Below are 22,473 nucleotides of genomic sequence, written 5' to 3'. Positions count from 1 at the left end.
CCGGCTTCGCATCGCCGTCCTCGGCGCCTGCGACGCGACGGCCGGCGCTCCCTCCCGCACGCGGCGTCCGGCGCTCGGGCTCCCGGCCCCGGCCGTCACCGCGCACTCGGCCGCGCCAGCCCGAGGTCGTAGGCGAAGATCACCGCCTGGACCCGGTCGCGGGCGCCCGTCTTGGCCAGGACGCGGCCGACATGGGTCTTGACCGTGGACTCGGACAGGACGAGGCGGGCGGCGATCTCGCCGTTGGTCCAGCCCTTGCCGATGGCGACGAGGATCTCGCGTTCCCGCTCGGTGAGACGGTCGACACGGGGGTCGTCGGCGGGGGCGCGGCCGTAGCGGGCGAACTCGTCCAGGAGGCGGCGGGTGAGGGCGGGGGCGATCACCGCGTCGCCGCCGGCCACCGCGCGGATGCCCGCCAGCAGTTCGTCGGGGCGGGCGTCCTTCAGCAGGAAGCCGCTGGCCCCGGCGCGCAGGGCCGCGTGCACGTACTCGTCCAGGTCGAAGGTGGTCAGCACGAGGACGCGTGAGCGTGCGCCGGTGGCGACGATGCGCCGGGTGGCCTCGATGCCGTCCATACCCGGCATGCGGATGTCCATCAGGACGACGTCGGGGCGCAGTAGGGCGGCCCGGCGGACGGCCTCCGCGCCATGGGCGGCCTCGCCGACCACCTCGGTCCCGGGCACGGAGTCCAGCAGCATCCGGAAGCCGTACCGTTGCAGCGGCTGGTCGTCCACGATGAGCACGGTGGTCACGCCGCGCCCTCCCGCGGGCCGAGGTCGAGGGTGGCCGCGACGATCCAGCCGCCGCCCGGGGCGGGGCCCGCGCTGAGCCGTCCGCCGTACAGCGCGACGCGCTCCCGCATGCCCGGCAGGCCCTGGCCGTCGCCTCGTCGCCCCGCCCGGACGTACCTGCCCGTGTCGCGGACCTGGATGCCGAGCCGGCCCTCCCCGACATCGATCGCGAGGTCCACCCGGGTACCGGCTCCCGCGTGCTTCAGGGTGTTCGTCATGGCTTCCTGCACGATCCGGTAGACGGTCAACTGCACTCCTTCGTCCAGGGCTTCGACCTTCCCGGCGGTCCGGTACACGACGTCGAGCCCGGCGGCGCGCACGCCGTGGCACAGGGCGTCGAGGTCGGCGAGTCCGGGCTGCGGGCTGAGTTCGGGGCAGGCGGGCGAGGCGTCGGTGTCGCGCAGCACGCCGAGGACCCGCCGGAGTTCGCCGAGGGCCTGACGGCCGGTGTCGCCGATGAGCGCGAGGGCCTCGGCGCCGCGTCCGGCATCGGCGGCGGTGGCGCACACGCCCGCGTCGGCGAGGGTGATCACGACGGACAGGTGGTGGCCGACGATGTCGTGCATCTCCCGTGCCACCCGGGCGCGTTCGGAGGCCGCGGCCAGTCTGCTGCGCTGGTCGCGCTCCGTCTCCAGGCGGGCCGCCCGGTCCCGCAGCGCGGCGAGCTGGGCGCGGCGGATCCGGATCGCCAGGCCCAGCGCGAGGGCCGCGGTCGCCGTGCTGAGCAGGAAGAACAGCGCGTCCGCGACCGACACGACGGCCGACACCCGTACCGCGACCAGCGCGAGGGCGGCCGCCATCACCGCGCAGGCCCAGGGAATCCGGCGCGGCCGCCCGTGCAGGGCGAGGCTGTACAGGGCGAGGAAGAGGGCGACGTCCGCGTGCAGGGCGGCGCCGATGGCCCACTGGAGGACGAACACCGCGGCGACAACGACGAAGGCCGTCGCGGGACGACGTCTGCGCCACAGCAGCGGCAGTACCAGGCCCGCCTGCGCGGCGAGCACGGCCGCGAGCGGCAGCCGGGTGAACGCGAGCCGGAAGCGGCGCGGTCCGTCCGCGTCGACGACGCCGCCGTGCAGCAGATCCGGCAGGCAGAACATCAGGAAGACGGCGGCCACCACGGCGGTGTCCAGCGCCCAGGGCCGGTCCCGGTCGGCACCCCGCAGCCGCCGGCCGGCCCGGCCGAGCCGGGCGACCAGCGGCCCCATGGCGCCGAGTTCCTCCGTGACCGCGGGGGCCGCGGGGGCGGAAGGCAGGGTGGTCATGGCGGGGACCTCGGTCAGACGTCCCCCCGCCGCAGGCGGTAGGCCGCTCCCGCCAGCGCCAGCACGGTCCAGCCGAGGAAGACCAGCAGCCCGGCGCCCGGGGACAGCGTGGTGGCGTCGTGGGTGAGGGCGTACATCGCCTGGCCCGCGTTGCTCGGCAGGTAGGGGCCGATGTCGTCCTGCCAGGAGCTGGGCAGCAGGGAGGCGAGGCCGGGTACGAGCATGAAGGTGGCGACCAGGACGGAGATGCCGCCGGCCACCGAGCGCAGCAGCGCGCCCAGGGCCGCACCGATGACGCCGACGAGGCCGAGGTAGAGCCCGGCGCCGAACAGGCCGCGGACGACACCCGGGTGACCGATCGTCAGGGCGGCGGACGTGTCGGAGACGATCCGGCTGCCGGCGAGGAAGGCGGCGAACGCGCCGGCCGTGCCGACGACGAGGGCGACCAGTCCGTACACCGCGGCCTTGGACCACAGGACGGGCAGCCGGCGCGGCACCGCCGCCATGGTGGAGCGGATCATGCCGGTGGAGTACTCCCCCGCCGTGACCAGCACGCCCAGGACCCCGAGGGCGAGTTGGGCGAAGTTGACGCCGAAGAGGGAGAGGCTGAGGGCCGTGGAGCGGGCGAAGTCCTTGTCCATGCGGGGCGAGCCGATCATGGACTGGTAGCGGTAGGCGGCGATGACGCCGAAGACGACGAGGAACAGCAGTCCCAGGCCGAGGGTGATCCAGGTGGAGCGCAGGGACCAGAGTTTGGCCCATTCGGAGGCCAGGACGCGGCGCCCGGTCACCCGGTAGGCGGGGCGGCCGGGCGCGGCCTCGGTGTTCCCCGCGGCTGAGGTGGTCTCGGTCACGGTGCTCATGCGGCGCTCCCGGTGCGGTCGGTGCCGGCGCCGGTGCCGTCGGCTCGGGTCCGGTCGGTGCCGGTGGTGGTGCCGTGGTACTCGACGGCGTCCCTGGTCAGGTCCATGAAGGCCGCCTCCAGCGACACGGCCCTGGTGCTCAGTTCGAACAGCGGGATGCCGTGCTCGGCGGCCTTGAGCCCGACCTCCCGGGCACTCACCCCGCTGACCTGGAGTTCCTCCGCACCGACCCGGCCGGTGATCTCCACGCCCGGTCCGGCGAGCACCTCGCGCAGTCGTCCCGGGTCCCCGGTGGCGACCCGGACGGTGTCTCCGCCCGCGTCGCGCACCAGGTCCCGTACGGTCGTGTCGGCGAGCAGCCGCCCCCGGCCCACCACGATCAGATGGTCCGCGACCTGCGCGACCTCGCTCATCAGGTGGGAGGACACGAAGACCGTGCGGCCCTCCGCCGCCAGCGAGGTGAGCAGGTTGCGGATCCACAGGACGCCCTCGGGGTCGAGGCCGTTGACCGGCTCGTCCAGCATCACCGTGCGGGGGTCGCCGAGCAGGGCCGCGGCGATGCCGAGCCGCTGGCCCATGCCGAGCGAGAAGGAGCCGGCCCGCTTGCCGGCGACGCCGCCGAGCCCGGCGAGCCCGATGACCTCGTCGACGCGGCGGCGCGGGATGCCGTGGGTCAGCGCGAGCGCCCGCAGGTGCTGGTGGGCCGAGCGGCCGGGATGCACGGACCTGGCCTCCAGCAGGGCGCCGACCTCCTGGAGCGGGGCCCGGTGGCCGGCGTAGCGGCGGCCGTTGACGGTGACGGAGCCGCTCGTCGGGGCGTCGAGGCCGACGATCATGCGCATGGTGGTGGACTTCCCGGCGCCGTTCGGGCCCAGGAATCCGGTGACGGTGCCGGGTCTGACGACGAAGTCCAGTGCGTCGACCGCCGTCTTCTCGCCGTATCTCTTGGTCAGTCCTCGTGCCTCGATCATGCGGGCTCCCTCTGTCGCGGACCGCGGCGTCCGTCGTGCCCTCCCGGGCGGCGGCGTCCGTCACGTCTGACGTCTCATCCGCAACGCTAGGCGCCATAACCCACCGAACCCGTGGTACTGGGGGCTGAACGGGGCAGAAGCGCTGGTACCGGGGTACTACGCCCGGCCGGGTGTGCGATCACGACCCTGTGGTCACGCGCCCGCACCGGTGCCGAACGCGGTCCGGGGCGGGGCGCCGCGGGAGCGGGGCCGGGCGGGCGAGCGGGGGTGCGCGGGCGGGTCAGGCGGACAGGCCCGCGGCGAGGGTGGCGCCGAGTTCCCAGCAGGCCTCCGTGTCGGCCCGCCCGGGTTCACCCGTGACGGTGACCGGTTCGGCCGCACGGCGCCAGCCGAGGCCGGTGGTGATGGTGTCGAGGGCGCGCACCGCGCCGGTGACGTCGTTGCCCCCGTGGACGTAGTAACCGAAGGGGCGGCCCCGGGTCTCGTCCAGGCAGGGGTAGTAGATCTGGTCGAAGAAGTGCTTGAGGGCGCCGGAGACGTAGCCGAGGTTCGCGGGGGTGCCGAGGAGATACCCGTCGGCTTCGAGGACGTCGGCGGCGGTGGCCGCGAGGGCCGCGCGGCGCACCACCCGGACGCCCTCGATCCCGGGTGCCGTGGCACCGGAGACGACGGCCTCGAACAGGGCCTGGCAGTTGGGTGACGGGGTGTGGTGGACGATCAGCAAGGTGGGCACAAGCGCACCCTGCCGCCTGCGGCGCGCGGTACGCAAACGCGCCGTCGTGCCACGCCGTTGTGGACGCGGCGCGCGGGGTGCGAGGATGCCCGGCGCCGGTGCCGCACGGGCGCCGGGCGGGCGGTGTGCGGGCCGGTGCCGCGGGGGCCGGTGCCGCGCGACGGGAGGAGCCGTGGTGACCGAGGACGAGCGCCGGGTACCGGCGGCCGTGGTGTTCGACGCGCTGGGTCTCGACTACGAGCGGGCGTTCGCCTCCTCCGAGGCGCACCGGGCGTCCCTGCGCTGGCTGCTGGAGCGGCTCGCGCCGGGCAGCCGGGTGCTGGACGCGGGCTGCGGCACGGGGCGGCCGACCGCGCGGACCCTGACGGACGCGGGGCACCGGGTGCTCGGCGTCGACGTGTCCCCGGTGATGGTGGAGTTGGCGTCGCGGCAGGTCCCGGGGGCCGAGTTCCGCCGGGCGGACATCCGTGACCTCCCGCTGGAGGAGGGGGAGTTCGACGCGGCCTGCGCCTACTTCTCACTGCTCCAGATGGACCGGACCGAGCAGGAGGCCGTGGTGGCGCGGCTCGCGCGGGCGGTACGGCCCGGAGGGTTCGTGGTGCTGGCGACCGTGCCCGTCGACGTCGAGTGCGCCGAGGGACTCTTCATGGGGCAGCCGGTGCGGGTGACGAGCTTCGGCGCGGACGCGTTCGAGGACGTGGCGGCGCGGGCCGGACTCGCCGTACTGGCGCAGCAGCACGCGGAGTTCGCGCCGGCGCACCCCGAGGCCGTACCGGAACCGCACCTGTTCCTGCACTGCGCACGGCCCGCGCGGTAGCCTCCGGGCTCCCCCCGGCCTCCCCCAGCCTCTGGTCTTCCTCAAGCCGCTTGTCGTTCCGCGCCCTTGACGGCGAGGATGATCAACATGATGGAACTCGCGGGTCTGCACAGGAAGCACAACCACCTGGTGGTCATCCGGGACGCGGATGTGGTGGCCCCGGCGCTGCGCGAGGCGCTGGCGCAGGCGTCACCCGAGGAGCGCCCAGGGCTGGAACGCGCCGTCGCGCTGGTCGAGTCGACCGCACAGGCCACCGAGGCCAAGCTGCGCGCCGACTGGACCCGCGCCCGGCTGGCCGCCGTCGGCTTCACGGGTGACCTCTCCTCGGTCGCGGCGACGAAGGCCCTGCGCCAGGCGGAGCCGAAGCTGAGCCTGCTGGCGGCGGTTCAGCTCCAGAGGGAGGCACTGACCCAACCGGAGTGAGGCCGGGGAAGACCGGGGCCCGGGGGACCGGCGCCGGCGGTCCGTCCCGCCGGCTGCCCGTGTCCGGACTCGTCGGGGCGTCCCTCGGGAAGCCCGGAGCGGCGCCATAAGACACCCCTAGAGAAGTCATAAGATGTACTTATGAGGTCATAGACGGGACCCGCGTACCTACTTAGGTCTGCCTTAGCTTAGGCTTCCCGATCGAGTCGACTTTTTCACTCGAAGGGAACCTGATCATGCCGCGCCCCCTGCGGGTAGCCATCGTCGGAGCCGGCCCCGCCGGGATCTACGCCGCCGACGCCCTGCTCAAGTCCGAGGTGGCCGCCGACCCCGGCGTGTCCATCGACCTCTTCGAGCGCATGCCCGCCCCCTTCGGTCTGATCCGCTACGGCGTCGCGCCGGACCACCCGCGGATCAAGGGCATCGTCACCGCTCTGCACCAGGTGCTGGACAAGCCGCAGATCCGGCTGTTCGGCAACGTCGACTACCCGACGGACATCAGCCTGGACGACCTGCGCGCCTTCTACGACGCGGTGATCTTCTCCACCGGCGCCATGGCCGACCGCGCGCTGTCCATACCCGGCATCGACCTGGACGGCTCCTACGGCGCCGCCGACTTCGTCTCCTGGTACGACGGCCACCCGGACGTGCCGCGCACCTGGCCGCTCACGGCCGAGAAGGTCGCGGTGCTCGGTGTCGGCAACGTGGCCCTGGACGTGGCCCGCGTCCTCGCCAAGACCGCGGACGAACTGCTGCCGACCGAGATCCCGCAGAACGTGTACGACGGTCTGAAGGCCAACAAGGCCCTGGAGATCCACGTCTTCGGCCGCCGGGGCCCGGCCCAGGCGAAGTTCAGCCCGATGGAGCTGCGCGAGCTGGACCACTCCCCCAACATCGAGGTCATCGTCGACCCCGAGGACATCGACTACGACGCCGGCTCGATCGAGACCCGGCGCGGCAACAAGCAGGCCGACATGGTCGCCAAGACCCTGGAGAACTGGGCGATCCGGGATGTCGGCGACCGCCCGCACAAGTTGTTCCTGCACTTCTTCGAGTCCCCCGCGGAGATCCTCGGCGAGGACGGCAGGGTCGTCGGCCTGCGCACCGAGCGCACCGCCCTCGACGGCACCGGCAACGTCAAGGGCACCGGCGAGTTCAAGGACTGGGACGTCACCGCCGTCTACCGCGCGGTCGGCTACCTCTCCGAGAAGCTGCCCAAGCTGCCCTGGGACCTCGGCTCGGGCACCGTCCCGGACGAGGGCGGCCGGGTCGTCGAGGAGGGCGGCACGCACCTGCGGTCCACCTATGTCACCGGCTGGATCCGGCGCGGCCCCGTCGGCCTCATCGGCCACACCAAGGGGGACGCCAACGAGACGGTGGCCAACCTGCTCGCCGACCACGCGGAGGGCCGCCTGCACACCCCCTCCTCGCCCGAGCCGGAGGCCGTGGACGCCTTCCTCGCCGAGCGCGAGGTCCGCCACACCACGTGGGAGGGCTGGCACCGGCTGGACGCCGCCGAACGCGCCCTGGGCGAACCACAGGGCCGCGAGCGCGTGAAGATCGTCGAGCGCGAGGACATGCTGCGCGAGAGCGGCGCGTGAGCGCTCCCGCGCACCACCTCGGCCAGGACTGAGCCTCCTGTGCCGCGACCGGACCGCGCCCCGCACACCCCGAGTGTGCGGGGCGCGGGCGCACTCCGGCGCGCGGGACCCTGCGAGAGCGACCCGCGGAGCCCGGTCGGCGGCGATCCGCGCTTCTCCCGCGCGGGACACGCGCCGCACGCGGGCACGGGGCCGTCTACGTTTCCCCGGGGCGAACGGTGATACTTGGAGACGCACCCGCCCTCATCAGCAGATTGGCCTATGTCGAACTCCGCCACCGACCGCGCCCCCGTCCCGCAGTCCGTCTGGGCGGCGCGCGGCCGTCACACCGGTCCCGCACCCGAGGACGTCGTCCGCCGCACCCTGCGCCGGCACAGGGAGAGCGGGGACATCGACGACTTCGCCGAGCCTCCCGCGCCCGAGGACGCCGTGAGCGACACGCCCCCCACGGTGTTCGAGGCGCGCTGGCGGGTCGGCGGCACCGTGACCGTGCGGGCCCGGCTGACCCTCGTACCCCGGCGGAGCAGGCCGCAGGGACACGAGTGGCGGCTCGTCGCGGAGGCCGAGCGGCCGTGGGACGAGGGCTGGCCCTCGCCCGCGACGTTGTTCTGGCCCGAGGGCGGCTCCGGCGACGACGGCTCCTGGGACCACCACCCCACGGTCGCGGGCGTGCGCTTCCGGCAGGTCAACGCGCTGCCCTCGGACGACAAGGAGATGCGCCGCCGGCTGCGGGACGCCGCTCGTGAGGCCTGGTGCGTCAACCTGGTCGTGCACGAGGCCATGACCCCCGACGAGCAGGGCAAGCTGCCGCTCGCCCGGCTGCTGCCACCCGCCCTGCGGCACCGGGTCGTGGAGCACCGCGCCGCGCCGCACCAACTGCGCGGCGTCAACTGGGCGCTGAAGGACCTCGGCGTCGAGGTGCCGCGCGGCGGCGCCGTGATCCTGCCGCCGGACCCGGCCCCGCAGGACTACGACGGCGGCCCGCACCGGGTGCGCAGCGTCTTCCTGGACGGCTCCGAGCCCCCGGAACTGCTCGCCGCGCTGCGGCACTTCGTCGCCCTGTCCCGGCCGGCGCCGCAGGACGCGACCGAGGCGCTGGCGGACCTCAGGGACAACTGGACCCTGATGACCCACCAGGAGGAACTGGACCGGGAGCGGCGCCTGGTCACCATGTACGCCGAGGCGCTGGAGGCCATGACGAAGTCCCGGGACCTGTACAAGGAGGCCGCCGAGCAGGCCCTGGAGGCGCTGGCCGCCTACCGTGACGTACCGGCGCCCGCCCTGCCGCAGCAGCGGCCCGCCGCCAAGGCGCCCGCACCGCTCCAGCAGCTCACCCGGACGTTCGAACGGCTGCGCATCCCCGGTCTTCCCGGCCGGGCGAAGGCGGCCCCTGAGGACACCGCCGACGGCGCGGTTCCGCCGTCCCCCGACCTGCCGTCGTAAGGCCCACGTGCCGTACAAGGAGCTCCGGTGGACACCACCACCCTGCTGCTGATCATCGCCGCCGCCGTCGCCGCGGGCCTGGCCGCCTGCGCCGTCGCCCTGCTCATACGCCTGGTGCGCGCCCGGCGTACGCTGCTGCGGGCCGGACTTCCCGCTGGGCCGCGCTGGGTGTTCTGGGGCGCGGTGGCGTATCTGCTGCTCCCCACCGACCTGCTGCCCGATCCCATCTACCTGGACGACATCGGCGTCCTGCTCCTCGCGCTGCGCAGCCTGCGCGCCGCGCGGCCGGAGACGGCGCAGACGCCGAAGACGCCCCGGCTGCCCTGAACGCCCGCGCGTGCCCGATCATGGTGCGATGCGGACCGTGTTCACCGGGATCCCCGACGCCCCTGCCGCGCCGGAGGTCGCCGTCGTCGTCGATGTGATGCGCGCGTTCACCGTGGCCGCCTCGGCGCTGCGGCGCGGTGCCGAGCGGATCGTGTTCGCCGGGACACGGCGGGAGGCGCTGGCGCTCAAGGCCCGCAACCCCGGCTGGCTGGCCTTCCAGGACGGGGCGCCGGTGCCGGGCTTCGACCTCGCCAACTCGCCCGCGCGGCTGCGCTCGCTCGATGTGCGCGGCCGCACGATCGTGCAGAAGACCACCGCCGGTACCGCCGGGGCGCTGGCCGTGGCGGACGCGGGGCTCCTGCTGTGCGCGAGTTTTCCGGTGGCCGGGGCGACCGCCGAGGTGCTGCGCCGGGCCGGGGCGCGGACGGTGACCTTCGTCGTCACCGGGGACGACGGGCGGGCCGAGGAGGATCTGGCCTGCGCCGAGTACATCGCCGCCCTGGTGCGCGCCGCCGACACCGCTCCCGGGCCCTACCTGGAACGGGCCCGCCGCTCCGCAGCCGCGGCAGAGCTGGCCGAGGCGGTGCGGCGGGGGTGGACAGGGGTGCATCCGCAGGACGTGGAACTGTGTCTGGAGGCGGACGGCGTGCCGTTCGCGATGGTGGCCGGCCGGGCGGACGGCCACCTGGAGCTGCGTGCGTTCGATCAGCCGGTTCCCCGGCTCAACTCTCCTTACGACCGGTGGTGCTGACCCCGAGCAGGACGGCCAGCACCACCGCGAGCGCGGCGAGCGCGGCCATCGCCGCGGCCGTACCGGCGAGCCAGGGCGGGGCGAGTGTGGCCGCCCACAGCCGTGCCGGGTCCGGCAGCCCGAACCGCCCGCCGAGCACCTGTCCCGCGCCGAGCCCCGCCGTGACCGCGAGGGCGGCCGCCGCCGCGCCGAGCCGGGCGTGCGCCGCCCGCGCGGGCAGGGCGAGGCCCAGGAGCATGCACAGCGCGGAGGCGACGAGCGTGGCGCCCAGCAGCCCGTGGGACAGCCCCGCCCAGTAGCGGGGCGCGTGCGCGGCTCCGCAGAGGAACACCAGCAGGGCGGCGACGCGGACGCCGGTCCCGGCCGGACGGTCGTGCCGGGCGGCCTCCTTCAGCGGGGGCGCGAGGGGCTCGTGGCCGGCGGGTTCGAGCCGGAGGAGCCTGAGCCGTGCCCGTGGCGCCCGGCCCGGCGCGGTCCCGGGCGGCAGCGGGCGTTCGGGCGAGGGGCGGCCGGGCAGGGCCCCCGGCCGGCCGGCGACCGGTGCGTCCTCGTCCGCGGCGGCGGACGGGAGTTCACGCACCGGCTGCCGCTCCGTGTCCGCGGCCAGCCTGCCGATCAGCGCGGTCAGTTCCCCGACGGTCCGCCCGGTGGCCGCGGCCTGTACGGCGGTCCGCCGGCAGCGCGGCTCCAGGGGGGTGCGGTGCAGCAGGCGCAGCAGCAGGCTCACCTCGTCCACGGGGCGCTGCCCGGCGGCGGCGCAAAGTACGGCGTCGGCGCCGGCGGGGCCTCTCGGGGGCCGGGTGAGCAGGGCCGCCAGTCGGGTGACGTCCGCGACCGAGCGATCGAGTCCGGCCGAGCGCACCGCCTCGGCCAGGGTCCGCGTGTGCGCGGGGGAGCGCTCCAGCAGGGCGATGAGGCGGACGACGTCCTCCAGGGGGCGGGTGGTGACGGCCGTACGGACCAGGCCGAACAGCGGATCGTCGTACCGGCCGTCCTCTCCGGACGCGGACCCTGCCCCGGACCCTGGCACCGGCCCGGGCACAGCCTCGGGCGCACCCTCGGACGTGGCCCCGGCAGGCCGCCCCGTCCGGGGCTCGGACGGCGGCGCGGACCGCGCCAGGATCCGGACCGGCCGCACCCGGACACCGGCCGTGACCGGAGCGGGGCATATGAGGGAGTCGTCGGAACAGGTGGACGAAGAGCGGGTGGTCATCTCGGCTCCAGTGCAGGAGTGCGGCCGCACCTGACGCCCCCGACCGCGGCACGCGCAGTACGCAGTCCATTACTAGGAGCCGCTCCCGCGTGCCGCCACCCGGGTGGGGCACCGGTGTGATCCCCCGCCGTCCCGCCCGCACGCCGCCCGGGGTGCGCCCTCCGCTCCTCCTGGCCCATTCTTGCTGTGTGATCCATCCGGAGACGCACAGGACGAGGTAGGGCCGATGGCGGACGATCATGATGGCCGCGGGGCGCGCTGTCCGGTGACCGAGCCGGTCCTCGCACCGGACGCCGTCCGCACGCTGTCCGGGGTCACCGGCCGCCTCACCGCCGCCGCCCGGCACGCAGCGTCCCGCCCCGACGACGTGGCCCCGCCCCTCGCCCCGAGGCTCAGAGGGCTCAGAGGGCTCCGCCATGGGTAGCCGGCCGGTCCCTTCCCGGTGGCCGACCGCGGCCGGGCGAAAGTGGCGCGCCGCCTGCCGGCGGGCCGGCCGCGGCCGGCCGCGCCGTTCCCCGCACGCCCTCGGTGTGCTCCCTGCCCCGGCGCGCCTCGTCCGACGCCTCCGGGACCCGCACCCCGGGGTGACGCCCTCGCCTGATGGGGCCGGGCAGTGTAGACATGGGCACATGGTGCGACTGCCCGGCCGGCCAGTGTCCCGGCCGCCCCGACCTTTCGGGCACCCGCGCGCACCACTGGCCCCGCCGCCGGACGGCCCCGGCGCGAACGGCGACCGGCCGGGAATGCTGTGGGCGGCGGTGACCGGACGCAGCGTCGCCGGCCAGGTCTTCGTGCTCCAGGTCGTGATCGTGCTGCTGCTGGTGGTCTCGGCCGTGGTGGCCCAGGTGCTCCAGGTGCGCCACGACAGCGACACCGAGGCCCGCAACCGCTCCCTCGCGGTGGCACAGACGTTCGCCAACGCGCCCGGCACGGCCGCCGCGCTGCGCTCACCGGACCCGACGGCGATCCTCCAGCCGAAGGCCGAGGCCGCCCGCAAGGCGACCGGCGTGGACTTCATCGTCGTGATGAACACGCAGGGCATCCGCTACACGCACCCCCGTCCCGACCGCATAGGCAAGAAGTTCGTCGGCACCATCGGCCCGGCCGTGGCCGGCGGCACGGTCGTGGAGAAGATCAACGGCACGATCGGCCCACTGGTGCAGAGCGTGGTCCCGGTCAAGGACGCGAAGGGCACCGTGGTGGGGCTGGTGTCGGCCGGCATCACCACCGCGCACGTGGGCGGGGCCGCCGACCAGCAGCTGCCCCTGCTGCTCGCCGCGGCCGCCGCGGCGCTCACGCTGGCCACCGCGGGCACCGCGCTGGTCAGCAGACGACTGCTGCGCCAGACGCACGGCCTCGGGCCGTACGAGATGACCCGGATGTACGAGCACCACGACGCGGTGCTGCACGCGGTCCGGGAGGGAGTGCTGATCGTCGGCCACGACGGCCGGCTGCTGCTCGCCAACGACGAGGCGCAGCGGCTGCTCGACCTGCCCAGGAACGCCGAGCGCCGGCATGTCCTGGAGCTGGGTCTGGACGACGACACGGCACGGCTGCTGGCGTCGGGGCGGATGGCCACGGACGAGGTGCACCTGGTCAAGGACCGCCTGCTGGCGATCAACCAGCGGCCCACCGAGCTGCGCGGCGGCCCGGCCGGCAGCGTCACCACGCTGCGCGACTCCACCGAGCTGCGGGCGGTGTCCGGACGGGCCGAGGTGGCCCGGGAGCGGCTGAACATGCTGTACGACGCCGGGGTGGGCATCGGCACCAGCCTGGACGTGACCCGCACCGCCGGGGAACTCGCGGAGCTCGCGGTGCCCCGGTTCGCGGACTTCGCCACGGTGGACCTGTTCGAGCCGGTGCTGCACGGCGAGGAGCCGCGGCCGGGGAGCGACATGCGCCGGGTGGCCAGCGTGGGCATCCGCAAGGACTCCCCGCTGTATCCGGTGGACCACCGGATACGGTTCGTGTCCACCTCCCCGCAGGCCCACAGCCTGACGACCGGGCAGTCGGTGGTGGAGCCGCGGCTGCGGGACGCGCCGGGCTGGCGGGCGCAGGAGCCGGAGCGCACGGACAAGGTGGTGGAGTACGGCATCCACTCGCTGATCACCGTGCCGTTGCGGGCGGGCAGCCTGGTGCTGGGGGTGGCGAACTTCTGGCGTTCGGAGAAACCGCAGCCGTTCGACAACGAGGAGCTGGCGCTCGCCGAGGAGCTGGTGGCGCGGGCGGCGGTGTCCATCGACAACGCCCGCCGGTACACGCGCGAGCACAGCATGGCGGTGACGCTCCAGCGCAGCCTGCTGCCGCGGACGCTGCCCGAGCAGGGCGCGCTGGAGATCGCGTACCGGTATCTGCCGGCGCAGTCCGGGGTGGGCGGCGACTGGTTCGACGTGCTGCCGCTGTCCGGGGCCCGGGTGGCGCTGGTGGTGGGCGACGTGGTGGGGCACGGGCTGCACGCGGCGGCGACCATGGGGCGGCTGCGCACGGCCGTGCACAACTTCTCCGCGCTGGACCTGCCCCCCGATGAACTGCTCGGCCTGCTGGACGAACTGGTGGGCCGGATCGACCAGGACGAGAACCCGGACGAGGGTGCCGCGGTGACCGGCGCGACCTGCCTGTACACGGTGTACGACCCGGTGTCGCGGCGGTGCACCATGGCCCGTGCGGGGCATCCGCCGCCCGCGCTGGTGCATCCCGACGGGCGGGTGGAGTTCGCGGAGATGCCGGCCGGGCCGCCGCTGGGCCTGGGCGGGCTGCCGTTCGAGACGGTCGAGCTGGAGCTGGCCGAGGGCAGCAGGCTGGTGCTGTACACGGACGGGCTGGTCGAGGACCGGGAGCGGGACATCGACGTCGGCCTCGAACTGCTGGGCGACGCCCTGCGCCGGGCGCCGGACAGCTCCCCGGAGACGACCTGCCGTACCGTGCTGGAGCGGATGCCGGCCCGGCCGAGCGACGACGTGGCGCTGATCGTGGCCCGGACCCGGGTGCTGGGTCCGGCCCAGGTGGCCGAGTGGGAGGTGCCCGCCGATCCGGCGGCCGTCTCCGAGATGCGCACCGCGGTCACCGGGGCGCTGGACGGATGGGGCCTCCAGGACCTGGTGTTCACGACCGAGCTGATCCTCAGCGAGCTGGTCACCAACGCCATCCGCTACGGGCGGCCGCCGATCGGGGTACGGCTGCTGCGCGACCGCACCCTGATCTGCGAGGTCTCCGACCGCAGCACGACCTCCCCGCATCTGCGGTACGCGGCGAGCACCGACGAGGGCGGCCGGGGCCTGTTCCTGGTGGCCCAGCTCGCCGACCGCTGGGGCACCCGCTACACGCCGAACGGCAAGATCATCTGGGCGGAGCAGCCGCTGCCGTAGGGGCCGTGCCGCATCGGCGGCCAGGATCTCGCCGTGCGCCGGACGAAGTCCATGGTGTCCTCGCGGGAGGTGGGGGCGGGTCAGAAGGGCTTGGTCGGCAGGTACTTGCCGTCCAGGGTGATGACGGCACGCTCGCCGCCCTCGGGGTCGGCCACCTTCTTGACGTCGAGCCTGAAGTTGATCGCGGAGATGATGCCGTCGCCGAACTCCTCGTGGACCAGGGCCTTGAGAGTGGTGCCGTAGACCTGGAGCATCTCGTGGAAGCGGTAGATCGTCGGGTCGGTGGGGACGGCACCGGGGATCGAGCCGCGGGTGGGTACGGTGGTCAGCAGCAGCGCGGCGTCGTCGTCGAGGCCGAGCAGCTCGACGACGGCCTCGGCGGCGTCCTCGGGCAGGGCGTGCTGGCCGAGGACGGCGGCCGTGGTGAAGGCGACCGACAGGCCGCTGGCGTCGGCGATCTGCCGCCAGGAGAGGTCCCGACGCGTCTTGGCCTCGACGGCGGCGGCGGCCAGGAGCCGGCGGGCGGTGGGGTCGAACTGGGCGTGGATCACGGGGGTCGTTCCTCACTGTGTGGTCGGTGCGGGTGGCGGACCGCCCCGGCGGGGCCGGTCCGGGGGGCGGTGGTCAGGCGGCGAGCGGGGCGGGGACCGTGAGTTCCTCGACGCGGCCGGTGGCGATGTCGAAGACCCAGCCGCGCACCGTGATCCGGCGCCGCGCCAGGGCGCGGGCGACACAGGGGTGGGTGGCCAGGTTCGCCAGCTGGGCCAGCACGTTCTGCCGTACCAGGGCGGGCACGTCCGCGGCGTCATGGGTGCGGGCCACGGAGGTGTCGGCGAGCCGCAGCCAGTCGGCGACCGCGGGGGCGCCGCCGAGGTCGTGGCCGTGGGCGAGGGCGGTCATCGCGCCGCACGCGGAGTGCCCGCAGACGACGATGTCCCGCACGCCGAGCGTGCCGACGGCGTACTCGATGCTCGCCGCGACCCCGTCGGCGCCCGGGGTGCGGGCGGGGACCAGGTTGCCCGCGGTGCGGATGACGAACAGCTCGCCCGGCTCGCAGTCGGTGATCAGCTCGGGCACGACGCGCGCGTCGGAGCAGCCGATGAACAGCGTGTGCGGCGTGTGGCGCGCGGCCAGCCGGCCGAACAGCTCCCGTCTGGCGGGGTAGACGTCCTGCTGGAAGCGCGCGACGCCCTGGGCGAGGTGATGCATGGGGTCACTCCCTTTCGTGGTGGCCGGATCCGTGGGGCCCGGCGAGATCCACCATGCATGAGCTGGAGCTATAGCGTCCAAGACGCGCTGGACATCAAAGCCATTGATGCCATCTATAGTCACATCTATAGTCATGGTCATGGCCCTGGAACTGCGTCACCTGCGCTATCTGCTCGCCGTGGCCGAGCACGGCAACTTCACGCGCGCCGCGGAGGATCTGCATATCTCCCAGCCCACGCTCTCCCAGCAGATCAAGCAGCTCGAACGGACCCTGGGCACCCAGTTGCTCGACCGCACCGGACGCACCGTGCGCCTCACCGACGCGGGCGAGGCGTACGCCCATCACGCCCGGGGCGCGCTGCATCAGCTGGCCGCCGCCGAGCGCGCCGTCCACGATGTGCGGGACCTGACGCGCGGGCGGCTGCGGCTGGCGGTCACCCCCACGTTCACGGCCTATCTCGTCGGCCCGCTCACCGCCGAGCTGCACGGCCGGCATCCCGGCATCAGCCTGACCGTGCGGGAGACCACCCAGGACCGGATCGAAACGGGACTGCTGGCCGACGAGTTCGACCTCGGCATCGCCTTCCGCGGCACCCATCTGCCGGGCCTCACCGGGACCGCCCTGTTCACCGAGACACTCACCCTGGTCACCGGCAACCACCGCGCTACCGGGGGCCGTTCGGCCGCGCTGCCGGTACGGGATCTCGCCGACCGCCAACTCGCTCTGCTCAGCCCCGACTTCGCCACCCGCGGCCATATCGACGGGTACCTGGAGCGGCACGGCGTCAGCCCGCGCATCGCCGTCGAGGCCAACTCCATCCAGGCCCTGACCGAGGTCGTGCAGCGCACCTCCCTCGCCACCGTCCTGCCGGACGCGATCACCCACGACCACCCCCGGCTGACCCCCGTGCCGCTGGACCCCGCACTGCCGACCCGCACGGTGGCGCTCCTCGGCCGCGCCGACGCCTACCGCAGCGCGGCGGCCCTCGCCTTCACCCGGATCGTCCACGAACTGGTCCGCGCCCGGGGGTACGCCGACGCGCCCTGAGGCCCGCGCGGGAGCCGGCTGCCACGGACACGCGGTCAGCCGAGGGCGCGGTCGAGGTTGAAGGCGGCGCTGATCAGCGAGAGATGAGTGAACGCCTGCGGGAAGTTGCCCTGTTGCTCCCCGGTGCGGCCGATCTCCTCGGCGTAGAGGCCGAGATGGTTGGCGTAGGTGAGCATCTTCTCGAAGGCCAGCCGGGCCTCGTCCACCCGGCCGGCCCGCACCAGCGCCTCGACGTACCAGAACGAGCAGATGGAGAAGGTGCCTTCGTCGCCGCGCAGGCCGTCGGGGCTGACCAACGGGTCGTAGCGGTAGACCAGCGAGTCGGAGACGAGTTCCTCGGTGAGGGCGTCGAGGGTGGACAGCCACTTGGGGTCCGTGGGAGCGATGAACTTGGCGAGCGGCATCATCAGCACGGAGGCGTCCAGCACGTCACCGCCCTCGTGCTGCACGAAGGCCTGCCGCCGCTCCGACCAGCCGCGGTCCATGATCCGCCGGTAGATGGCGTCCCGGGTCCGCCGCCAGCGCAGCAGTTCGGCGGGCAGCCCGCGCCGGTTGGCGAGCCGGATGGCGCGTTCCACCGCGACCCAGCACATCAGCCGCGAGTACAGGAAGTTCTTGCGCCCGCCCCGGGTCTCCCACACGCCCTCGTCGGGCTGGTCCCAGTGCTCGCAGACCCACTCGACCAGGTGGGTCACGTCGTCCCACTGCCCGCTGGAGATGGGCTGGGCCCATTTGTCGAAGAGGTAGACGGAGTCGATCAGGGCACCGTAGATGTCGAGCTGGAGCTGGCCGGCGGCCGCGTTGCCGACGCGGACCGGTGCCGAGCCCTGATGGCCCTCCAGATGGGGCAGCTCGCGTTCGGACAGGTCGGTGCGGCCGTCGATGCCGTACATGATCTGGAGCGGGCCGGAGGCGGCGCCGTCGCCGGGGCTGATGTGCGTGGTCAGGAAGCGCATGAACGCCTCGGCCTCGCTGCTGAAGCCGAGCCGCAGCAGCGCGTACACGGCGAAGGCCGCGTCGCGCACCCACACGTACCGGTAGTCCCAGTTGCGCTCACCGCCGAGCTGCTCGGGCAGGCTGGTGGTGGGGGCGGCGACGATGGCGCCGCTGGGGGCGTAGGTGAGCAGTTTCAGGGTGAGCGCGGAGCGGTGCACCATCTCGCGCCAGCGGCCCCGGTAGCGGGACTGGTGGAGCCAGCGCCGCCAGTAGGCCACGGTCGCGTTGAACTCGTGCTCCGCCTCGGCGTGGGCGCAGCCGCGTGGGGCGATGGCGGTGTTGGCCTGGTCGAGGGCGAACACCGCCGTCTCGCCCTCGGCGAGCTTGAACTCGGCGCACGCGTCGCGGCCGTCGCACTCCACGGCCACGGTCGCGGTGAGCGCGAGCGACAGGTCGGGCGACTCGAACAGCAGCGTGCCGTCCATGTCGCGGACGGTGTGCGGGGCGGATCCGTAGTCGAAGCGAGGGGCGACCAGGGCGCGGAAGGGCACATGGCCGCGCACGCACACCACCCGCCGGATCAGCCGGTGCCGCACCGTCTCGCAGGGCTGTCCGGAATCGGCGGTGACCGGCATGAAGTCCTGCACCTCGCCGACGCCCTCCTCGGTGAAGAAGCGGGTGATCAGCACGTTGGTGTCGGGGAAGTAGAACTGCTTGGTGCGGGCCGGTACGGCGGCGGCCAGCTCGAAGCAGCCACCGCGCTCGGCGTCCAGGACGGCCGCGAAGACGCTGGGCGAGTCGAAGGACGGCGAGCAGTACCAGTCGATGGTGCCGTTGCTGCCGACCAGGGCGACACTGCGCAGGTCGCCGATCAGGCCGTGCTCGGCGATGGGCAGGTAGCGGGGGCTCGCGGAGGTGTCCGCGGCGAACGGCGTCTGGCTCATCAGCGGCCTCCCGGTGCGGGTGCGCGAACTCGTCCCGCGATGTCTCCAGCTTAGGAGCGAGTGCGGCGCGGTGGAGTGGGCAGGCGCTTCTCACCCGTTACCGGCGTACCCTCCGGATGCAGGGTGCGTCGCGGCGGGCAATGGTGAGAGTGTGCCCCGTTCGGCGGCACCGGCACGGATGCGGTCATCCGGACCGAGGAGGAGGCAACACATGTCGACATCCGCAACTGGAGGGTCCCGGTCGCCCGACGACCACTGCACCCCGGACTCCCTGCTCCACTCGGCTCCCCAGCAGGACGTCACCCCGGAGGACCTGGTGATGGCGGCCGGCAGGGACGTGACCCCGAAGACGCTCGACTGGGCGCGCCGCAAGCTGGAGACGGAGGGTCCGTCGGCGATCGAGAAGCTTCTGCCCTGACGGGGGCGACGGGGAGCCGGGGCGGGCGGCGCGGATGGGCGCCACCCGCCCCGGCTCGGTCCGCGGCCGGATCGGCCGGGTGCCGGCCGGGTCGTCCGCGTCACTCCGGCGGGGCCGGCTCGTCCGGTACGACGTGCACCGCGGCTTCCTCCGCGCCCGCCGCGCCCCCGTCGATGCCCACGTCCTCGGCGAGGATGCCCGCTCCCGGGTCCCGGGCCGACAGGCGGCCCGCCCGCGAGTCGCCCGCCTCGGGGTCGAGGGGTTCGCCCTCGCCGCCGGGCAGGTCGCCGATGCCGTCGCCGGCCGGCCCGTCGTCCGGGTCCGGGACCTCCTGGCGGAGCCGCTGCTGCAGGGACTCCCCCGCGCGCTGCTCGGCGGCGGTGGTGCCGTACCTGGTGACGCCGAGGGGCCGCTCGGGCGGCGAGTAGCCCTCGTCCAGCATCTCGTCGTAGGAGCGTTCACCGACCGCGTCCTCGGGATCCACGGGCGCGGCGTCCGCCTGCTCCTCGTTCGTCCCGGTGGGCTGGTGGGCGTCGTCCCCGAGGGGAGTCTGCGCGTCGCTCATCGTCGCCTCCTTCGGTGCTCGCGCGGCGGTCCCGGCCCGCGTTTCCCGAAGCCGGGACGTCAATCCCGCGAATTCCGGATCCGGCCGCCGAGGCGCCCGGCCGGTCACCGGCGCCGGAGCCGGCCCGCCCCGGCCCGTGGGCCGCCCGGCCTCATTCGGCGGACTGCTCCGCCAGGCCCGAGGTCCACTTCTCCTCGATGCGGCCGGCCTTCCACACCAGCAGCGCGAGCGCCCAGGTGGCGAAGAACAGGCCGACGATGACGAAGCCGACCGTGTTGAGGTCGAGCCCGGCGACCCAGTCCCAGAAGAAGCCGTGCAGGTCCAGCCTGTCGGCGAGGAGGCCGAGGAGTTCGACGGAGCCGATGATCAGGGCGACGGCGACGGACAGGCCGGTGATGGTGAGGTTGTAGTAGACCTTGCGGACCGGCTTGGAGAACGCCCAGCCGTAGGCGAAGTTCATGAACGAGCCGTCGATGGTGTCCAGCAGCGACATGCCGGCCGCGAACAGGACCGGCAGGGTCAGGATCGCGTACCAGGGCAGTCCGGAGGCGGCGCCGGAGCCGGCCAGGACCAGCAGGGCGATCTCGGTCGCCGTGTCGAAGCCGAGGCCGAAGAGGATGCCCAGGGGGTACATCTGCCAGGGCTTGGTGATCGAGTTGGTGACCCGGCCGAGCAGGCGGTTCATGAAGCCCCGGTTGTCGAGCTGCGCCTCCAGGGCGGCCTCGTCGTAGTGGCCGGTGCGCATCTTGCGGAAGACCTTCCAGATGCCGGCCAGGATGACGAGGTTGATCGCGGCGATCAGGTAGAGGAAGGCGCCGGAGACGGTCGTACCGATGAGGCCGGTGACCTCGTGCAGGTGCGAGTTGTCGTTCTCGACCGGTCCGGCCAGGCTCTTCATGCCCAGGGACAGCAGCAGGGCGAGGCCGAAGACGATGGTGGAGTGGCCGAGGGAGAACCAGAAGCCGACGGACAGCGGGCGCTGCCCCGAGCCCATGAGCTTGCGGGTGGTGTTGTCGATGGCCGCGATGTGGTCGGCGTCGAAGGCGTGCCGCATGCCCAGGGTGTAGGCGGTCACGCCGATGCCGATGCCGAAGGACTCGGTGCCGACGCTGAAGTGCTGCGGCGCGATGACGCCGACCAGGGTTCCCCAGCCGATGATGTGCAGGGCCAGCACGAAGGCGGCCATCGAGCCGACCCTGATCCACTCCTGGCGCGTCATGGAGCGGCGGACGCGTTGCCAGGCCGACGGCTTGGCGCCGGTCTGTGCGGGGAGGGACGGAGCGGAATCAGGGGCGGCCGTCATCGGGAGGGTCATTCCTAACGTCGTACGGGTAGGGCTGCGGGCAGCAGCCTGCGCCATCATCCCGTACTTGCAACTCATGTGCAGTAAAGGCGGCGGCAGGCCTTTCCCATGGTCAGGAAAAGACCATGAACAGGAAAAGACCGCTCCCCCGGCGGGGGGAGCGGTAAAGAAGCCGGGTCCGGTCGGGCGCTCAGGCCCTGGGGATCAGGCGGAGAACATGCCCCGGCCCAGCCAGTCCTTGGTGTCCCGGACGCCCGGCAGGGCGAAGAAGTAGCCGCCGCCGGTCGGGGAGATGTAGTCCACCAGGGGCTCGTCGATCAGCCGGGTCTGCACGGCCTCGAACTGGCGCTTGACGTCCTGCTGGTAGCAGCAGAAGACGAGGCCCATGTCGAGGTTTCCGACGTTGTCCGCGCCCCGGTCGTAGTTGTAGCCGCGGCGCAGGATGCGGGAGCTGTCCGACGCGGCGGTGCGAGGGTTGGCGAGGCGGATGTGGGCGTCCATCGGGATCGCGTTGCCGTGCGGGTCCTTGGCGTAGTTGGGGGCGTCGGTCTCCCTGGCGCCGTCCAGCGGTGCGCCGGTGTCCTTGCGGCGGCCGAACATCTTCTCCTGCTCGGTGAGCGAGACCCGGTCCCAGAACTCGACCAGCATCCGGATGATCCGGATGACCTGGTAGCTGCCGCCGGTGGCCCAGGCGGGCTCGCCCTGGCCGTCGCCGACCCAGATCAGCTTGTCGGTCTCACGGGCGGAGTGGACGTCCGGATTGGCGATGCCGTCCTTGAAGCCCAGCAGATTGCGCGCGGCGCCGGTGGGCCGGGGCGCGTTCTGGAAGCCGTCGATGCGCCACTTGACCTGCATCGCGCCGCGGGTGTGCCGGGCGATGTCGCGCAGGGCGTGCAGCACGGTGTCCCTGCTCTGCGCGCAGATCTGGAGCGAGAGGTCGCCGTGGCACTCGGCCGGGTCCAGGTTGTCGTTCGGGAAGGTCCGCATCGGGACGAGCCGGGCGGGCCTGGCCTTGGCGAGGCCGTAGCGGTCGTCGAAGAGGGAGGTGCCGACGCCGACCGTGAGGGTGAGGCCGTCCGAGGGGACCTCGGGGCCGAGGATGCCGTTGTCGGCGGGCGGCGCGCCGACGCCGAGGTCGGCGGGTGCGCCGCCGGAGGTGAGGAAGCGGGCCCGCTCGGTGATGGTCCTCAGCAGGTCGGCGAGGCCCCCGCGGTCGTCGGCTATCACGTCGAAGGAGACGAACGCGGCGGCGGCCGGCGGCGAGGTGACGATCCCGGCCTGGTGGGCGCCGTGGAAGGGCACCTTCGCGCGTCCGTCCGGACCGCTCGGCGCGGCCTGGGCCGTGCCACCGCTCTCGGCGAGCGCGAAGCCGCCGCCGGCCAGCACCGCTCCGGCGGCACCGGCGCCCAGCGCGCCGCGCACGAAGGAGCGGCGGGCGGGACCGACGGGGCAGGACGGCGTGTCGGCGGTGGACATGGGCGGGTTCC

Annotated in this window: 21 protein-coding genes; 9 read left to right on the top strand and 12 right to left on the bottom strand. The window is 73.7% G+C overall.

The genetic code is table 11. From position 1 onward, the window contains the following. Positions 1-95: 95 nt before the first annotated feature. The 5 genes from VT52_RS00775 to VT52_RS00755 form a co-directional block, all read right to left on the bottom strand. The gene (locus tag VT52_RS00775) at positions 96-752 is read right to left on the bottom strand and encodes a response regulator (protein ID WP_071387337.1); all 657 of its coding nucleotides are present in this window, start codon (positions 750-752) and stop codon (positions 96-98) included. Continuing rightward, positions 749-2,056, bottom strand: coding sequence for a sensor histidine kinase (locus VT52_RS00770; RefSeq protein ID WP_046429291.1), 1,308 nt, complete (start codon positions 2,054-2,056; stop codon positions 749-751). The genes VT52_RS00775 and VT52_RS00770 overlap by 4 nt, the downstream gene beginning before the upstream one ends. A gap of 14 nt (positions 2,057-2,070) precedes the next feature. Next, the gene (locus VT52_RS00765) at positions 2,071-2,919 is read right to left on the bottom strand and encodes a hypothetical protein (protein ID WP_071387336.1); all 849 of its coding nucleotides are present in this window, start codon (positions 2,917-2,919) and stop codon (positions 2,071-2,073) included. Beyond that, complete coding sequence (locus VT52_RS00760) at positions 2,916-3,890, bottom strand: ATP-binding cassette domain-containing protein (protein ID WP_046427209.1); 975 nt, start codon at positions 3,888-3,890, stop codon at positions 2,916-2,918. The genes VT52_RS00765 and VT52_RS00760 overlap by 4 nt, the downstream gene beginning before the upstream one ends. 280 nt (positions 3,891-4,170) lie before the next feature. Continuing rightward, positions 4,171-4,623: a flavodoxin family protein gene (locus VT52_RS00755; RefSeq protein ID WP_046427210.1), complete on the bottom strand. Its 453-nt coding sequence runs from the start codon at positions 4,621-4,623 to the stop codon at positions 4,171-4,173. 175 nt (positions 4,624-4,798) lie between these two features. Between VT52_RS00755 and VT52_RS00750 the strand changes: the two genes are divergently transcribed. The 6 genes from VT52_RS00750 (at position 4,799) to VT52_RS00725 (ending at position 9,985) form a co-directional block, all read left to right on the top strand. Continuing rightward, positions 4,799-5,440 (top strand): class I SAM-dependent methyltransferase, encoded by a 642-nt coding sequence (locus VT52_RS00750; protein WP_240509616.1) that lies wholly within the window; start codon positions 4,799-4,801, stop codon positions 5,438-5,440. Between the two features lie 87 nt (positions 5,441-5,527). Continuing rightward, the gene (locus VT52_RS00745; protein ID WP_046427256.1) at positions 5,528-5,863 is read left to right on the top strand and encodes a hypothetical protein; all 336 of its coding nucleotides are present in this window, start codon (positions 5,528-5,530) and stop codon (positions 5,861-5,863) included. A 236-nt stretch (positions 5,864-6,099) separates the two neighbouring features. Beyond that, positions 6,100-7,464 carry an FAD-dependent oxidoreductase gene (locus VT52_RS00740; RefSeq protein ID WP_046427213.1) on the top strand — a complete coding sequence of 455 codons (1,365 nt, stop codon included), beginning with the start codon at positions 6,100-6,102 and terminating at the stop codon, positions 7,462-7,464. Positions 7,465-7,725: 261 nt separating this feature from the next. Next, positions 7,726-8,907, top strand: coding sequence for a hypothetical protein (locus VT52_RS00735; protein ID WP_046427214.1), 1,182 nt, complete (start codon positions 7,726-7,728; stop codon positions 8,905-8,907). Between the two features lie 27 nt (positions 8,908-8,934). Beyond that, complete coding sequence (locus tag VT52_RS00730) at positions 8,935-9,234, top strand: DUF1232 domain-containing protein (protein ID WP_046427216.1); 300 nt, start codon at positions 8,935-8,937, stop codon at positions 9,232-9,234. Positions 9,235-9,262: 28 nt separating this feature from the next. Then, entirely contained in the window at positions 9,263-9,985 is a 723-nt protein-coding gene (locus tag VT52_RS00725; protein ID WP_206306403.1) for a 2-phosphosulfolactate phosphatase, read from the top strand. Here VT52_RS00725 and VT52_RS00720 read toward each other — a convergent pair. Continuing rightward, positions 9,957-11,027 (bottom strand): hypothetical protein, encoded by a 1,071-nt coding sequence (locus VT52_RS00720; protein ID WP_240509615.1) that lies wholly within the window; start codon positions 11,025-11,027, stop codon positions 9,957-9,959. The genes VT52_RS00725 and VT52_RS00720 overlap by 29 nt on opposite strands. A 914-nt stretch (positions 11,028-11,941) precedes the next feature. On the opposite strand from VT52_RS00720, the gene VT52_RS00710 reads away from it, so the two are divergent. Then, entirely contained in the window at positions 11,942-14,563 is a 2,622-nt protein-coding gene (locus VT52_RS00710) for a SpoIIE family protein phosphatase (RefSeq protein WP_046427220.1), read from the top strand. A gap of 80 nt (positions 14,564-14,643) precedes the next feature. Here the strand turns inward: VT52_RS00710 and cynS are convergent, their stop codons facing one another. Both cynS and VT52_RS00700 read right to left on the bottom strand, forming a co-directional pair. Continuing rightward, positions 14,644-15,114 carry a cyanase gene (gene cynS, locus VT52_RS00705; RefSeq protein ID WP_046427222.1) on the bottom strand — a complete coding sequence of 157 codons (471 nt, stop codon included), beginning with the start codon at positions 15,112-15,114 and terminating at the stop codon, positions 14,644-14,646. A 73-nt stretch (positions 15,115-15,187) separates the two neighbouring features. Next, positions 15,188-15,772 (bottom strand): carbonic anhydrase, encoded by a 585-nt coding sequence (locus VT52_RS00700; RefSeq protein WP_046427224.1) that lies wholly within the window; start codon positions 15,770-15,772, stop codon positions 15,188-15,190. Positions 15,773-15,911: 139 nt separating this feature from the next. On the opposite strand from VT52_RS00700, the gene cynR reads away from it, so the two are divergent. Next, complete coding sequence (gene cynR, locus VT52_RS00695) at positions 15,912-16,820, top strand: transcriptional regulator CynR (RefSeq protein WP_046427260.1); 909 nt, start codon at positions 15,912-15,914, stop codon at positions 16,818-16,820. Positions 16,821-16,855: 35 nt separating this feature from the next. Here the strand turns inward: cynR and VT52_RS00690 are convergent, their stop codons facing one another. Then, positions 16,856-18,700 (bottom strand): glycoside hydrolase family 15 protein, encoded by a 1,845-nt coding sequence (locus VT52_RS00690; protein WP_046427225.1) that lies wholly within the window; start codon positions 18,698-18,700, stop codon positions 16,856-16,858. Positions 18,701-18,911: 211 nt separating this feature from the next. Between VT52_RS00690 and VT52_RS00685 the strand changes: the two genes are divergently transcribed. Next, positions 18,912-19,118 carry a hypothetical protein gene (locus VT52_RS00685; protein WP_037652629.1) on the top strand — a complete coding sequence of 69 codons (207 nt, stop codon included), beginning with the start codon at positions 18,912-18,914 and terminating at the stop codon, positions 19,116-19,118. 100 nt (positions 19,119-19,218) lie between these two features. Here the strand turns inward: VT52_RS00685 and VT52_RS00680 are convergent, their stop codons facing one another. The 3 genes from VT52_RS00680 to efeB all read right to left on the bottom strand — a co-directional run bounded on the left by VT52_RS00680 (position 19,219) and on the right by efeB (position 22,462). Further along, a complete protein-coding gene (locus VT52_RS00680) occupies positions 19,219-19,683 on the bottom strand; it encodes a DUF5709 domain-containing protein (RefSeq protein ID WP_046427229.1) in 465 nt (154 codons plus the stop codon). Between the two features lie 151 nt (positions 19,684-19,834). Then, on the bottom strand, positions 19,835-20,986 hold the full coding sequence (gene nicT, locus VT52_RS00675; RefSeq protein WP_206306404.1) for a Nickel transporter NicT: 1,152 nt from the start codon (positions 20,984-20,986) through the stop codon (positions 19,835-19,837). 204 nt (positions 20,987-21,190) lie between these two features. Further along, positions 21,191-22,462 carry an iron uptake transporter deferrochelatase/peroxidase subunit gene (efeB, locus tag VT52_RS00670; RefSeq protein ID WP_046427264.1) on the bottom strand — a complete coding sequence of 424 codons (1,272 nt, stop codon included), beginning with the start codon at positions 22,460-22,462 and terminating at the stop codon, positions 21,191-21,193. Between the last annotated feature and the right edge of the window lie 11 nt (positions 22,463-22,473).

Source organism: Streptomyces malaysiense (genome assembly GCF_000980885.2).
Lineage (GTDB): Bacteria > Actinomycetota > Actinomycetes > Streptomycetales > Streptomycetaceae > Streptomyces > Streptomyces malaysiense.
The sequence above is the reverse complement of the archived record's forward strand: the minus strand, read 5'-3'. Positions and strand labels throughout refer to the sequence as shown.